At 40.4% G+C, this 14,097-nt stretch carries 13 protein-coding genes; 4 read left to right on the top strand and 9 right to left on the bottom strand.

The annotated features are described in order from the left end of the window. Positions 1-51: 51 nt before the first annotated feature. From ALE3EI_RS10435 to ALE3EI_RS10420, 4 genes are all read right to left on the bottom strand, one after another. Positions 52-1,344 (bottom strand): glycosyltransferase family 4 protein, encoded by a 1,293-nt coding sequence (locus ALE3EI_RS10435; RefSeq protein WP_186988413.1) that lies wholly within the window; start codon positions 1,342-1,344, stop codon positions 52-54. After that, positions 1,337-3,778 (bottom strand): YfhO family protein, encoded by a 2,442-nt coding sequence (locus ALE3EI_RS10430; protein WP_186988411.1) that lies wholly within the window; start codon positions 3,776-3,778, stop codon positions 1,337-1,339. Before ALE3EI_RS10430 ends, ALE3EI_RS10435 begins: the two co-directional genes overlap by 8 nt. 104 nt (positions 3,779-3,882) lie before the next feature. Beyond that, complete coding sequence (locus tag ALE3EI_RS10425) at positions 3,883-4,119, bottom strand: hypothetical protein (protein ID WP_186988409.1); 237 nt, start codon at positions 4,117-4,119, stop codon at positions 3,883-3,885. A gap of 103 nt (positions 4,120-4,222) precedes the next feature. Next, the gene (locus tag ALE3EI_RS10420; RefSeq protein WP_233279955.1) at positions 4,223-4,486 is read right to left on the bottom strand and encodes a DUF4834 family protein; all 264 of its coding nucleotides are present in this window, start codon (positions 4,484-4,486) and stop codon (positions 4,223-4,225) included. A gap of 108 nt (positions 4,487-4,594) precedes the next feature. Between ALE3EI_RS10420 and ALE3EI_RS10415 the strand changes: the two genes are divergently transcribed. Beyond that, positions 4,595-5,605, top strand: coding sequence for a transporter (locus tag ALE3EI_RS10415; RefSeq protein WP_186988407.1), 1,011 nt, complete (start codon positions 4,595-4,597; stop codon positions 5,603-5,605). Between the two features lie 12 nt (positions 5,606-5,617). Further along, on the top strand, positions 5,618-6,736 hold the full coding sequence (locus ALE3EI_RS10410) for a GNAT family N-acetyltransferase (RefSeq protein ID WP_186988405.1): 1,119 nt from the start codon (positions 5,618-5,620) through the stop codon (positions 6,734-6,736). A 71-nt stretch (positions 6,737-6,807) separates the two neighbouring features. On the opposite strand, the gene ALE3EI_RS10405 is transcribed toward ALE3EI_RS10410, so the two are convergent. The 3 genes from ALE3EI_RS10405 to ALE3EI_RS10395 all read right to left on the bottom strand — a co-directional run bounded on the left by ALE3EI_RS10405 (position 6,808) and on the right by ALE3EI_RS10395 (position 11,456). Beyond that, positions 6,808-8,067, bottom strand: coding sequence for an aminotransferase class I/II-fold pyridoxal phosphate-dependent enzyme (locus tag ALE3EI_RS10405; protein WP_186988404.1), 1,260 nt, complete (start codon positions 8,065-8,067; stop codon positions 6,808-6,810). Between the two features lie 137 nt (positions 8,068-8,204). Then, complete coding sequence (locus ALE3EI_RS10400) at positions 8,205-9,242, bottom strand: PLP-dependent cysteine synthase family protein (RefSeq protein ID WP_186988402.1); 1,038 nt, start codon at positions 9,240-9,242, stop codon at positions 8,205-8,207. Between the two features lie 78 nt (positions 9,243-9,320). After that, complete coding sequence (locus ALE3EI_RS10395; RefSeq protein WP_186988400.1) at positions 9,321-11,456, bottom strand: S9 family peptidase; 2,136 nt, start codon at positions 11,454-11,456, stop codon at positions 9,321-9,323. Between the two features lie 65 nt (positions 11,457-11,521). Here ALE3EI_RS10395 and ALE3EI_RS10390 point away from each other — a divergent pair, with 65 nt between their 5' ends. Further along, complete coding sequence (locus ALE3EI_RS10390) at positions 11,522-11,848, top strand: YbaB/EbfC family nucleoid-associated protein (RefSeq protein WP_186988398.1); 327 nt, start codon at positions 11,522-11,524, stop codon at positions 11,846-11,848. 214 nt (positions 11,849-12,062) lie between these two features. Further along, positions 12,063-12,383, top strand: coding sequence for a YegP family protein (locus tag ALE3EI_RS10385; RefSeq protein WP_186988396.1), 321 nt, complete (start codon positions 12,063-12,065; stop codon positions 12,381-12,383). A gap of 48 nt (positions 12,384-12,431) precedes the next feature. Here ALE3EI_RS10385 and ALE3EI_RS10380 read toward each other — a convergent pair whose 3' ends face one another. Both ALE3EI_RS10380 and ALE3EI_RS10375 read right to left on the bottom strand, forming a co-directional pair. Next, the gene (locus ALE3EI_RS10380; protein ID WP_186988394.1) at positions 12,432-13,454 is read right to left on the bottom strand and encodes a threonine aldolase family protein; all 1,023 of its coding nucleotides are present in this window, start codon (positions 13,452-13,454) and stop codon (positions 12,432-12,434) included. Positions 13,455-13,458: 4 nt separating this feature from the next. Further along, positions 13,459-14,082, bottom strand: a complete 624-nt coding sequence (locus ALE3EI_RS10375) for a hypothetical protein (protein WP_186988392.1) — start codon at positions 14,080-14,082, stop codon at positions 13,459-13,461. Between the last annotated feature and the right edge of the window lie 15 nt (positions 14,083-14,097).

Here is a 14,097-nt window from a genome sequence, read left to right as displayed (position 1 = left end):
GGTTAGTTAGAAACCCTCACGACGCATCTTGCCGAGTGGGGGTTTCGCTTTTTAACCATGTACTATGCTGGCCATGTGCCGTGTAAGTTCTTTTCGGCTGTATTTTTCTATCCCTTCGGAAGATACCTCCAATGCCTGCTGTTGGTACGCATTAAAATATGAGAGAATCTTTTCCTTTAATTTATCATCTTCGGTATAACCGAAAAAAGCACCACAATTTGTTTCATTAATGATAACTTCCATATCACTCCCTGCCGGACCTAAGGCAATAACTGGGCGCTTTGCCGCAAGGTATTCAAAAAGCTTTCCGGGAATAATTGCACGGGTTTCGGGACTGTTCTTTTCTACCAGCAATAATACCTGCGCAGCCCGCTGCAATTGACGGGCCACTGTATGAGAAACATATCCCAGATTTATACATTTTTCGAATAGCCCGTATTTAGAAATACTTGCCAGCACCTCTTCACTCACTGCACCTGCCAGTTTGATCTGTAGATTTTCAGCGAAGTGAGGGTTCTCTTTACAAAGTTCACACAGGACTCCCCACAATACTTTCGGATTTCGCTCACTTAAGAGTGAACCTATATGAGCTATAGAAAAGGGTTTGTCCAGCGATATCTCTTTTTCTTCGGAAAGCTCGTAGCCATTTGTTACTACCTCTATAGGCTTATCGGTAATGATCTCAAATTCAGTTTTGGTCGTTGGACTCGTGACCACCACTGTATCTGCCGAGGTAAGTACCTTTGCTTCCATTTCCTTGTGTCTTCTTTCCGAAGCCTTTGTAAGTCGCAACGCCTTGTGATAATGTATCGTGGTCCACGGATCCCTAAAATCGGCTATCCAGCGTACGTGAAGTTTTTGTTTAAGCTGTAAACCTATAAGGTGCAGGCTATGCGGCGGACCCGTGGTAATAACCGTATCGATGTTTTGTGCGCTTAGATAAGACGACAAATATGCCACAGAAGGCTTCACCCATTTCACTCGTGCGTCGGGAATAAAGAAGTTGCCACGAATAAAAAGCATCAGTTTTTCAATAGCAGATTGTTTTTTAGCGGTAATAATACCACTGCTCATCTGTTTGGTTTTGTTTTTGGAGAATATTCTTGCAAGTTTATAGGGTTCAGAAATGGGGTGCTTCAGAATTTTTATATCTGAAGGAATCTCTGACGCAAAGCTTTCATCTATTAAGGGATATTCAGGATTTTCAGGAATATACACTACAGGTTCTATTCCGTAGTCCCGAAAGTACTTTACAAAATTTAACCAGCGTTGCACTCCCGGTCCACCGGCAGGCGGCCAGTAATACGTTATGATCAATACCCTTTTCGATGCAGGTTTATTCAACAGCCTCGTTTTTTTTATTTCTGAAAACAGCAAAGAGTCCTCCTAGTACGATAAGTATCAGCAATATACTACTCACCATACTAATGGTGCTTCCGGTCTGTATCACCCGGGGTTCAAATTTAAACTCGATCTTGTTGTTTCCGGCAGGAACCTTTATCGCACGCAATACATAATTTGCCCGAAGGTGATCTACCGGTTCATTGTTAATATATGCGTTCCAACCCTTAGGGTAATATACTTCAGAAAAGATTGCGAGCTGCGCCGACTTCGTAGACGCTTCATACACCAAATGATCCGGTTTATAGGAAACCAATTCGATGCTAGCCGTAGAATCCCTGGCTATCTTTTTTGCCGGTAATTCATTGGCAAAGTCCTTATGGATAACGGCCGTTCTTTTTGAATCGAGACTATCTAAGAGCAGGATCTCCTCATCGGCATTTTCAGCCAGGATCACGTTCTCAACAAACCAGGCATTGCCGTTGGCGAACGGATTCTTTTGTGCTACCGCTCCCCCATTCTGTCCTTGACCGATAATATACCGAACATTGAACATATTTAAAATACCAATATCTCCTTTTGAAAGATAAAACTCATCAATATCCTGAATTCTTCCCGGTTTCGCAGCGTGATATCCGCCCAAGGCATTGTGGAAATAACTCGCCCGACCACTGTTGAAAGCATTGCTTGCTACATCATAGACTCTAAAATGTCCGTCGTCCTTCAGGATCTGAATATCAGCTCCATTTTGCTGAAAGGGTTCATCCACTAAACGCGCCTGAACAAAATCATCATTGTTGACATATCTTCTGTCTACACCTACCAGATCTACCAGTATAAGTACAGCCAATAGGGCAATAGCGGCATTAACCTTCAGTTTTTCTTTCAGAAAAAACCACAAGACGGCAGCTGAAAGTAATACAAATATCAAAGAACGTATGGCGTCCGCTGTGAATAAGGTCATCCTGTCCTCTTTTATGGCATCCACCAAAGGGGTTCCCAATTGTTCTCGAATTAAATGGTCATACGGACTTGTAAACTCAAATAAAGATGATTTCGCAATGATAAAGATAAGAGTGAGTCCGCCCAATATCCCGGCAGAATACATCAGTGCCTTTTTCTTTTCTCCGGTACGTTCAAAAGCATTAAAAAATTGATGCAGTCCAACCACCGCGAGTACGGGTAGTATTAGTTCTATGAGCACTTGAATTGATGACACCGCACGGAATTTATCATAGAGTGGCACATAATCGACAAAAAACTGAGTCAGAAAATCGAAGTTCTTGCCCCATGATAAGGTAAGACTTAACAGAAATCCGGCAATGATCCACCATCTAAATCGTCCTCTCACAAGAAAAATGCCCAATAACGCGAGGAAAATTACTACTGCGCCTATATAGGCAGGAGCTGCCACTATAGGTTGGTCACCCCAATATACAGGTAGTTGAGTTAAAATATCTGCGGCCTCATTGGCCGGTGCACCCATTTTTAGCAGTTCTTCGTAGGCAGCCGACTCTTCAGGAAAGGGATCCCCAGAACCACCTCCCATAAAATTGGGAATGAATAAGTTGAGGCTTTCCAGCTTCCCGTAAGAATACTCGGTGATATAGTCATAACCAAGTCCGGAACTGCTTTCCTTAGGGGTGCCATCAGGATTAATGGATAATTCGCTTTTCCCCCTGGTGGAGGCATCGGCATATTCCTTGGTTGCCAGTATGTTCGTTGCATTTAATCCAATAGCAATCAAAACCCCTAAAGTCATTAGTGCCACCGATTTCCCAAAGTGCACTAATTGTTTCTTTTTTATCGCATCAATAAGGTATGCAATACCTATAACCAGAACCAACAACAGCAGGTAGTATGTCATTTGGAAGTGATTGGCAACCAGCTCGAGTCCCATGGCGATCGTAGTAAGTAAAAAACCATATAGATATTTTCCCCGAAATGTGAGGATGATTCCCGATAGTACCAAAGGCATATAAGCGATTGCATGCGCCTTGGCATTATGCCCTACACCCAGAATTATAATAAGATATGTTGAAAAACCAAAGGCTAATGCGCCTAAAAACGCCAGTTTATAATCGATTTTAAAAACTAACATCAGGATATAAAAAGACAGAAAATAAAGGAAAAGATAATCGGCAGGCCGTGGCAGAAACCGAAGCGTTAAATCCAGTGATTTTATATAATTATGAGGATATTTTGCACCTAATTGATAGGTTGGCATTCCTCCGAATGCAGCATCTGTCCAATAGGTTTCTTCACCGGTGGCAGCGCGATAGTCATTTTGTTTTTTGGCCATCCCCGTATACTGTACAATATCGCCCTGATAGATCTTTTTTCCTTGTAGTACCGGACTAAAATAGACCAGAGAAGCCAATGCAAAAAGTAAAAGAACAACAAGGTGAGGAAGGTAATCTTTAAAAAATCGCTGCATAATTAAGATGGATTACGAAGCTTGAAAATTACTAAAAATTACAAGACCATAGAAGGATTCGGGAATAGAAGTTAGAAATGAAATTAATGGAAGCGAATACTGCCTTAAATTGCTTTTTCCAGTTTATCAGATTTTATATCATTCTTGATAACAGGTCCTGAAGCTTCAGTATCCTTATAGACGAGCATTACGGCATCTTCAGACGTTATTTTTTTGGAAGATTCTTTTTGCGTACTATCGGCCGCTCCGCGAATTAGAAGCCGAATAACCCATCGCATAAGAAACTGTAACCAAATGGCTAGTGCAATTCCTAGGATCGATATGAAGATATAATTCAGCATTCTTTCTTTTTTTATAAAAATACAATGCTGAAATGTGAAATTTTGCCAAGCCTCTATTAAAGATTTGATAAAAAACTAGAAATTTTGATTGTCGGGAATGAGGCTACTCTACCTCTTCATAATCCACATATTCACCCACTTTCGATTTCGAGCCATTTCCTCCCGAAGGCATTTTATCAATAGTAACATGTCCTTCCTTTTGATGAGAATTTGAAGTATTTGGGTTGTTCCCGAAGGCCTTTTCAAATTTTTGAGCCATTTTTTTTGAAACATACCGCATAATGTATGGTGTTAACAGCTTAATGAGAAACTTTAATCCATAGTATACCAGAAGGATGATTAAAACCGTTTTTAAGAATGTCATCATAGTGATAGAAATCTTTTTCAAAAGTACATAAAGACCGATAAAAAGACGAAAATCAACTATTAAATTAATGATAAAATCTTATATCTTTGAACTAAACCGATTATACCTATGCGCATTCGTATTCTCTTTGCCCTGTCCTTTTTACTCTATCCATTCTTAACTTCGGTAGCCCAGTATACTGAAATGATCAACACTAACAGACCGGGTGTTTCTCAAGGAGCTTTTTCGGTTGGAAAAAAGGTGCTGCAATTTGAATCGGGTCTTAGCTATGGCAAAGAGGATCACCGTTTGCTGGAGACCGAAACATCTGCCTGGGCATGGGATTACGCTGTGCGGTATGGATTTTTTAAAGAAGAACTCGAAGTAAGTTTGATTGGAGAGTTTCAATCGAATAATATTACAGATAGTCGTGGTGCGGTTCCTTTGGAAATAAAGCAGAGTAACTTCCGAAGTAATACATTGGGTGCAAAATACCTTATTTACGACCCCTACCGAAAGATGGCATTGGAAGGCCCGAATTTGTATAGCTGGAAAGCAAATAATCGCTGGCAGTGGAGAGATCTAATCCCTGCCGTTTCTGTGTATGCGGGAGCAAACTTCGATTTTGCCGACAATCCCTTTACTCCGGAGCCTGAATCAACTATTAGTCCAAAGTTTATTTTATCCACTCAAAACAACTGGATAGGCGGATTTGTATTTGTCACCAATATCATAGTTGACAGAGTGACTACAGATTTTCCAACCTATTCCTATATTCTAACCCTTACGCATGCCACCAACAGATATTTTTCAATTTTTGTTGAAAATCAAGGAATAAAAAGCGATTTTTACGCCGACCAATTATTTCGTGGTGGAGCGGCGGTGTTGATAACTCCCGACTTTCATATTGATGCGTCGGTAACGCTGAATTTTAAAGATACGCCTTCCCGTTTTTACGGAAGAGTTGGAGTTGCATACCGCTTCGATATGCATAGTGAAGATGAATATATAGAAGAAAAAGGCAAGGCCGGCCGAACAGATAAAAAAGCTGAAAAGGCCAAAAAGAAACAACAACGAAAAAACAAACGAAAAGACGGTTTTGAAGACGATGATGGAGGCGGTGACGGAGGAGGTCTGTAGCAGTAGAATTTTATGATCAACGTTAAACAAGTAACCACCCGAAAAAAATTAAAGCAGTTTGTGACCTTTCCGTTCAAGCTGTATAAAAACAGTAAGTATTGGGTCCCCCCTCTTATAAAGGATGAGATGGAGACCCTTGATCTTACCAAGAATCCTGTCTCAAAAAATGCCGATGCCAACTACTTTCTCGCCTATAAAAACAATGAGATCGTAGGAAGGATCGCTGTTATCGTAAACCATCTGGAAGTGGAACAGATTGGTAAAAAAAAGGTGCGCTTTGGATGGCTTGATATGATAGATGATATTGAGGTTACCAAGGCCCTTCTTGAAAAGGTATTTGAAATTGGAAGAGCAAATAAGCTTGAATACGCCGAAGGTCCGGTAGGATTTTCCAATATGGAAAAGGCGGGTATTCTCACCAAAGGCTTTGATGAACTCAACACTATGATTACCTGGTATCATCACCCTTACTATGCCCGACATATGGAAGAATTAGGCTTTGAGAAACAGGCCACATGGGTGGAATTTAGAATAAAGATTCCCGAGGAAGCTTTTGAAAAGGTCAAGAAATTCTCTAGGATCGTACGGGATCGTTATAAGCTCACTGTAATTCGTTTTAAAAACAAAAAAGAGATCCTGCCCTATGTGGACGCCATGTTCGATCTCCTTAATAAGACTTATAATACGCTGCAAACCTTTGTTCCTATTCAGCAGTATCAGATCGATTATTACAAGGAAAAATATTTTGGTTTTATTCATCCCGATTATATCACCTGCATTAAAGATGAAACGGGCAAGTTGATCGCCTTTTCTGTCGTGATGCCGTCCTTCTCTAAAGCTCTGAAAAAGGCTAATGGAAAGCTTATCCCGCTTGGATGGTATCATATTGTACAAGCCCAGAAAAAGAACGATAAAGCTGCATTTTACTTAATAGGTATAGACCCCGAATATCAGGGAAAGGGCGTTACCGCCATTATTTTTGAAGAAATGCAGAAGCTTTTTAATGATAAAGGGATTGAAACGGTTGAAACCAACCCCGAATTGAAAGAAAATACTGCAGTACAGCTGCTTTGGAAGGATTATGATCCTGTGCAGCATAAAGAACGGAGTACCTATAAAAAAAGCCTATAAGTTGTATTCTATTTCAAAAAAAAACCATCCTCATCAGATGGTTTTTTTCTTTAATGGATTTGGTATAGAACCTATTCTCCCATAGCCGCCGCGACTGCCGCTGAAAGTCTTTTGTAGGTTCCGTTTTCCAATCGTTCGCGGATAGCCGAAAAAGCATCCAGTGTCTCTTCAATGTCCTGCATAGTATGCGAAGAAGTTGGAATCATACGCAATAAGATCAATCCCTTCGGAATGACAGGATATACCACGATCGAGCAGAAAATCCCGTGATTTTCTCTAAGGTCTTTTACTAATGCCATTGCCTCGGGTATACTTCCCTTGAGATATACCGGTGTTACACAGCTCTGTGTGGTTCCAATATCGAAACCTCTCTCTTTGAGTCCACCCTGAAGTGCATTTACGTTCTCCCAGAGCTTTTCTTTTAGCTCGGGCATGGTGCGAAGCATATCCAGACGCTTCAGAGCGCCTTCAACCAGTTGCATCTGCAATGATTTTGCGAACATCTGCGATCGCAGGTTATATTTAAGGTAATTTATGATCTCTTCATCGGCAGCGATAAAGGCTCCGGTACTCGCCATAGACTTTGCAAAGGTTGCAAAATACACATCGATCTCATCCTGCACCCCTTGTTCTTCTCCTGCACCGGCACCGGTCTTACCTAATGTACCAAAACCGTGTGCATCATCTACAAAAAAGCGGAAGTTGTATTTTTTCTTTAATGCAACAATCTCCTTCAGTTTTCCCTGTTCTCCACGCATTCCGAAGACGCCTTCAGAAATTAGAAGAATCCCGCCCCCGGTCTTTTCAGCAACTTTTTCAGCTCGCTTTAAGTTCTTTTCGATACTTTCCATATCGTTATGCTTATAGGTAAATCGCTGACCCAAGTGCAATCTAACCCCATCGATGATACAGGCATGAGCATCTACATCGTAGACGATCACATCGTCCTTAGCCACCAAAGCGTCGATGGTAGATACCATTCCCTGATATCCGAAATTAAGTAGATATGCCGCTTCTTTATTGACAAATTTGGCAAGTTCACGTTGCAACTGCTCGTGAAGATCGGTATGACCACTCATCATTCGAGCCCCCATAGGATAGGCAGATCCGTATTTAGCTCCGGCTTCGGCATCAACCTTTCTTACTTCAGGGTGATTCGCAAGACCCAGATAGTCATTCACACTCCAGGTGATCACTTCCTTCCCGTTAAAACGCATTCGATTGCTTATGGGTCCTTCAAGCTTTGGAAATACAAAATATCCTTCCGCCTGCTCTGCCCACTTCCCTAAAGGGCCTTTATCCTTGTAGATTTTATCAAATAGATCCTTCATTAATAGCTGATTATTTCAATAGAAGCGACAAAATTAATCAAATTAATCCTCATGACAATGCGATAATTTAGGAAGAAAGCATAATAAAAAAGCCGACGTGAGTGTCGTCGGCTATAAATTTTATGTTGTAATTAGAGTTATTTGATATATTCGATCCCTACGGTATCCTGAGATTTAGCATCGGTAAAGCCTTGTTGTTCCATCCACTCGTCATTGTATATCTTACTCATATAACGCGATCCGTGATCCGGGAATATAACTACAATATTGTCCTCTTCAGAAAAAATACCTTCTTCCTCCAACTGCTTTAAGCCTTGCATGGCAGCACCACTGGTATAGCCAACAAAAAGTCCTTCAGTCTTGGCCAACTCTCGTGCAGCATGTGCGCTGGATTCGTCGGTAACCTTTATAAACGCATCAATCTGATCGAAGTCGGTTGCCGTTGGAATTAAATTCTTTCCTAGTCCTTCAATTCTGTAAGGATAGATCTCATTGGCATCAAATTGGCGCGTTTGATGATATTTCTGTAATACCGAGCCGTAAGCATCGATTCCTATCACTTTAATTTCCGGATTTTGCTCTTTCAGAAACCGAGCTGTTCCTGAAATGGTTCCACCGGTTCCACTGCAAGCCACAAGATGCGTGATCTTCCCTGCTGTCTGATTCCATATTTCAGGACCGGTAGTATGATAATGCGCATCGATATTCAGTTCATTAAAATACTGATTGATATACACCGAACCATTGATCTCATTGTGAAGACGTTTAGCAACTTCGTAATAGGAACGTGGATCATCTGCACTTACATGTGCAGGACAAACATAGACCTTAGCTCCCATGGTCTTCAACATATCTATCTTGTCTTTCGAAGATTTAGAACTTACAGCCAAAACACATTCATAGCCTTTAATAATACTTACCATAGCAATACTAAAACCGGTGTTTCCACTGGTTGTTTCAATAATAGTATCGCCGGGCGAAAGAATTCCTTTTCTTTCAGCCTCTTCAATAATATGAAGTGCGATGCGGTCTTTGGTAGAATGTCCTGGATTAAATGCCTCTACTTTAGCAAAGTAGTTGCCTTTCATGCCTGATGTAATGTTATTGAGCTTTATTAACGGAGTGTTTCCAATTAATTCCAAAACATTATTATGAGCCTGAATTTCCTGTTTCATAAAGGGAGTTTCTTTTAAATAAATAAGCTGGCTTCAACTTAAAATTAAAATCGTACAAAGGTACGGCAAAATTTTTAATTACTCTTTTATTCCTTCTAAATCCAATAAAAATGCATAATCCATGGCAACTTCCTTGAGTGCTTCAAAACGACCGGAAGCCCCGCCATGACCTGCTTCCATATTCGTATGAAACAATATTATATTGTCACCGGTTTTGTATTCTCGTAATTTTGCCACCCATTTGGCCGGTTCCCAATACTGAACTTGCGAATCGTGATAGCCAGTTGTAATAAACATATTGGGATAGTTTTGAGCGGTCACATTATCGTAGGGAGAATAAGACTTCATATAATTATAGTATTCCAAGTCATTTGGATTTCCCCATTCATCATATTCGCCTGTGGTTAATGGAATGCTATCATCTAACATCGTAGTTACAACATCAACAAAGGGTACAGAAGCAATAACACCATTATAAATTTCCGGCGCCATGTTGACCACTGCCCCCATCAATAATCCCCCGGCAGATCCTCCCGAGGCATAAAGATGCTCCTCACTTGTATATTTTTCAGCTATTAAATATTTCGACGCATCCACAAAGTCGGTAAAGGTATTTTTCTTCTTCAATAATTTACCATTCTCATACCATTGTCTTCCAAGATATTCTCCGCCACGCACATGGGCAATTGCAAATATGAACCCCCTGTCGAGCAGCGATAACCTGGACACCGAGAAATAAGGATCTATGGTAGAACCGTACGACCCATAGCCGTAAATGAGTAACGGATTTGTACCGTCTTGTTTCATTCCTTTACGATACACCAAAGAAATAGGAATTTTCGTACCATCGGCTGCAGTAGCCCACACCCGCTTAGAATCATAATTATTCTTATCGAATTCTCCCCCAAGTACTTCAACTTCCTTTTTAACCGTTTTCTCTTTGGTTTTCATGTTGAAATCGATCACCGAAGCGGGTGTGGTTAACGAATTATAACCGTATCGCAGGATCTCTGAGTCAAATTCGGGGTTTTGAGTGGTATATGCCGTGTAGGTTTCATTCTCGAAAGGCAAATAGTACTCGGCTGCTCCATCCCAGCGCATGATGCGAAGCTTGTTTAGTCCGTTATTTCGTTCACTAACCACAAGGTATTCTTTAAAAATATCGATATCCTCCAGCAACACATCGGGTCGGTGTGCGATTACTTCTTCCCAGTTCTCCTTGGTAGTTTTATTTTCGGGAGTCTTCATAAGCTTAAAATTGGTCGCTCCTCCTTCGTTAGTCACTATATAAAAGTGATTCCCGAAATGGGATATACCGTACTCCAGACCTCGCTCTCTGGGCTGGAAGACCTTAAATTCACCATCGGGTTTATCGGCACTCAATATTCTGAATTCCGAAGTAAGCGTACTGTAACTTCCAATTACAAGAAATTTATCCGATTTGGTTTTGTATACATAAGTACCAAAGGTTTCGTCGTCTTCGGTGTAAATCAACTTGTCTTCAGAAGACTTTGTTCCGCGTTTGTGCTTGAATATCTGATTAGAGCGCAGTGTTTGCTCATCTTTACGAGTGTAAAACAGCGTTTTGTTGTCATTCGCCCAGGTAGACCCGGCCGTGGTAAGATCGATACTCTCCGGCAATATATCACCGGTTTCAAGATTCTTTATATAGATGGTATATTTTCTACGGCTTACCGTATCTACCCCAAAGGCAACCCATTTGTTGTCCTTACTTACATTAATACCTCTTAGATCGTAGTAAGAATGCCCTTCGGCCAGATCATTAACATTAAACATGACTTCTTCCTCAGCATCCAGTGAACCCTTTTTACGGGTATAAACGGGATAATCCTTTCCGGTTTCGTAGCGTGTAATGTAATAGTACCCATTGTAGAAGTAAGGCACCGATTCATCATCCTCCTTAATGCGGCTTTTAATTTCTTCAAAAAGATCCTTTTTAAGCGCATCAGTATGTGCTGTCATTTTTGCGTAATAGTCATTTTCACGCTCAAGATAATCAACAACCTCGGCTTCATCTTTCTGATTCAGCCAGTAGTAATTATCAACTCTTACATCACCGTGAATTTCAAGGTTTTTGGCTATTTTATCTGCTTTGGGCGGGGTTATCTCCATGTTTTTTTCTGAAGTTTCTTTAGTATTACAGGATGCGGCAAAAATAAGGGAAGCTAAGGAAAGTGTGGCTAAAAATTTCATAAAGGATCAATTGATTATTTACATGGCAAAGTACTAAATTTGCACTAAATTAAAAACACAAAACTATGTTCGGAGATATCATGGGAATGATGGGTAAATTAAAGGAAACCCAGGAAAAAGTAGAAGCGACAAAAAAAAGATTGCATACGGTACTCATTGATGAAGCAAGCAATGACAACCTTTTAAAAGTCACGATCACCGCTAATCGGGAAATAAAAAGTATTGAGGTCTCAGATCAGTTACTTGAAGACAAGGAGCAGTTGGAAGACTATTTGATCCTTACTATCAATAAAGCCATTGAAAAGGCCGGCGCGGTACATGAATCAGAAATCGCAGCTGTTGCCAAAGAAGGCATGCCGAATATTCCCGGATTGGACGGAATATTTAAATAATACTCAAGATAACCCTGGAATCCTTCAGAAAAGTATTGAATACAAGCACATTACGTGTCTGATTATTATGCGTGTAAACGAATTGAGTAATTCAAAAAGCTTTCATTTTAAGCATATTAACAAAAAGACAACAGCTATAACTTTCGGTTGTTATATTTTTTTTAGATATTTAGATTCTCATAACGTTTACGTCTAATTATTAATTCCTTATCATATGTTTGAAATTAAAAAATCCGGTGATAAATATCACTTTGTACTAAAGGCTGCTAACGGTCAAGTTATTTTATCAAGCCAGATGTACGCTTCAAAATCCGGAGCTACTAACGGTGTCGAGTCTGTAAAGAAAAATTGTGGAGATGATAACTGCTTCGAAAGAAAAACCGCTAAAAATGGTAAGTTCCATTTTAATATTAAATCAACTAACGGTCAGATAATTGGAAGCAGTCAGATGTACGCTTCAGAATCGGGCATGAACAACGGGATAGAATCGGTTAAAAAGAACGCTCCCGGTGCTAAAGTAAAAGATGTAGAGTAAAAAAGATATCTTCTTAAAAGCCCGCTGATGCAATTCACCGGGCTTTTTTTATTGGTAATTCTGAAGGATTTTCAGAAATGTTTTGTGCATAACATCGGTGTAATCGAGATGGGTTACAATTCTTAACTTCCCATTCCCCATATTGCTTATGATTACATTTTGATCCCTTAAATCATTAATAAACGTGTTTTCTGAAAGTCCATCTGCCAAATAAAAGATCACGATATTGGTCTCGGTAGGTTCTACTTTCTCAACATACGACACTTTTTGAAGCATTTCGGCGATCTCTGAAGCTCTTTTGTGATCTTCTGCCAATCGATCTATATGATTGTCTAAAGCGTATAAGCCGCAAGCCGCCATATAACCTATCTGCCGCATTCCTCCTCCTAGGATCTTTCGAATCCGAATTGCCTTTTGCATCAGTTCTTTTCTTCCTATAAGCACTGTTCCCAAAGGGGTTCCCAATCCTTTACTAAGACAAACTGAAATAGTATCGAAAAGCACTCCGTACTGTTTTGGATCTTCACTTTTCGCAACAATAGCGTTCATAAGTCTGGCGCCATCCAAATGCAATCCTAATTTATGGCTGTCGCAAACACTGCGAATCTTTTTTAATTCGGAATGATCGTAACAGGCTCCACCTCCTTTGTTGGTCGTATTTTCGATGCAGACAAGTGAGGTAAGCGGACTGTGATAAAAATCCGGCTCATTGATGTTTTCCTTAACCTGCTCTGCGGTGATCATACCTCGGTTCCCGTCTACCAGCTTGCAGGAAACCCCACTGTTAAAGGATGCCCCTCCTCCTTCATAATTAAATACGTGTGCCCATTTATCACATATAAGCTGCTCACCGGGCTGAGTATGGAGCTTAATGGCCGCCTGATTGGCCATACTCCCGCTGGGGAAAAACAATGCGGCGTCCATCCCAAAAAGATTAGCAAACCGAGCTTCGAGTTCATTTACCGTGGGATCCTCCTTATACACATCGTCTCCGGTTTTGGCCTGCAGCATGGCTTGCAACATCCCGGCTGTAGGTTTTGTAACCGTGTCACTTCGCAGATCTATGATCATACAATTATTGTCTTCTGAATTTAGCTTCCATTTGAGCTATTACCTCATCCATCTTCAATTCTAAGCTTCTGATCTTTAAGGAAGTGTTATGCTCATAATTCTTGTTAGGATCCTTGGCATCTGTGGTCATATGGTACAGGTTGTATTCCTTACTAAACAAAACGCTGTCCATATTAAACCTAAAAGCGGTATGACAAGGCTGTACTTTGGTGCGCTGCTCTGGTTTACCGGTCCAGTTTGCCGAATCGTATTTTAATACCGCTTCATTTTGTAACGCATCCTTATTCGCTATTACCGCATCCATTAAACCGGAATCTTCCAGCGTAAGCGAATAATACATTCCGCAATTATCAAACTTTTTTATCATCGTACCGTCATCTTCATTCCAAATAAGGTAAACCGCGTAATACGTTCCTTTTGAAGTACACATACTGCCATCATCCATTTTAAACATTTCTATGCTTCCCAAACAATATCGTTTGTTGTAGAACCAGGTGTTGATCCCTCGGGATTCTAATTTGGAAGTAAAGTCATCTACCAGTGTATCTACATAAGCTTCATCGTTTTGAGAAATGCTCTGGACACTGATAAAAAGCGTAAAAACTAAAAGAATAATTCGTTTCATCATGAGGTTTTTTTATTA

The organism is Constantimarinum furrinae, assembly GCF_014295415.1.
GTDB classification, from domain to species: domain Bacteria; phylum Bacteroidota; class Bacteroidia; order Flavobacteriales; family Flavobacteriaceae; genus Constantimarinum; species Constantimarinum furrinae.
Note: the sequence above shows the minus strand (reverse complement) of the source record. Positions and strands in the feature narration are given on the sequence as shown.

Coding starts and splice junctions, on each gene's coding strand:
- ALE3EI_RS10430 (WP_186988411.1), bottom strand. CDS start 3,778: ATGCAGCGATTTTTTAAAGATTACCTTCCTCACCTTGTTGTTCTTTTA.
- ALE3EI_RS10425 (WP_186988409.1), bottom strand. CDS start 4,119: ATGCTGAATTATATCTTCATATCGATCCTAGGAATTGCACTAGCCATT.
- ALE3EI_RS10420 (WP_233279955.1), bottom strand. CDS start 4,486: ATGATGACATTCTTAAAAACGGTTTTAATCATCCTTCTGGTATACTAT.
- ALE3EI_RS10415 (WP_186988407.1), top strand. CDS start 4,595: ATGCGCATTCGTATTCTCTTTGCCCTGTCCTTTTTACTCTATCCATTC.
- ALE3EI_RS10410 (WP_186988405.1), top strand. CDS start 5,618: ATGATCAACGTTAAACAAGTAACCACCCGAAAAAAATTAAAGCAGTTT.
- ALE3EI_RS10405 (WP_186988404.1), bottom strand. CDS start 8,067: ATGAAGGATCTATTTGATAAAATCTACAAGGATAAAGGCCCTTTAGGG.
- ALE3EI_RS10400 (WP_186988402.1), bottom strand. CDS start 9,242: ATGAAACAGGAAATTCAGGCTCATAATAATGTTTTGGAATTAATTGGA.
- ALE3EI_RS10395 (WP_186988400.1), bottom strand. CDS start 11,456: ATGAAATTTTTAGCCACACTTTCCTTAGCTTCCCTTATTTTTGCCGCA.
- ALE3EI_RS10390 (WP_186988398.1), top strand. CDS start 11,522: ATGTTCGGAGATATCATGGGAATGATGGGTAAATTAAAGGAAACCCAG.
- ALE3EI_RS10385 (WP_186988396.1), top strand. CDS start 12,063: ATGTTTGAAATTAAAAAATCCGGTGATAAATATCACTTTGTACTAAAG.
- ALE3EI_RS10380 (WP_186988394.1), bottom strand. CDS start 13,454: ATGATCATAGATCTGCGAAGTGACACGGTTACAAAACCTACAGCCGGG.
- ALE3EI_RS10375 (WP_186988392.1), bottom strand. CDS start 14,082: ATGATGAAACGAATTATTCTTTTAGTTTTTACGCTTTTTATCAGTGTC.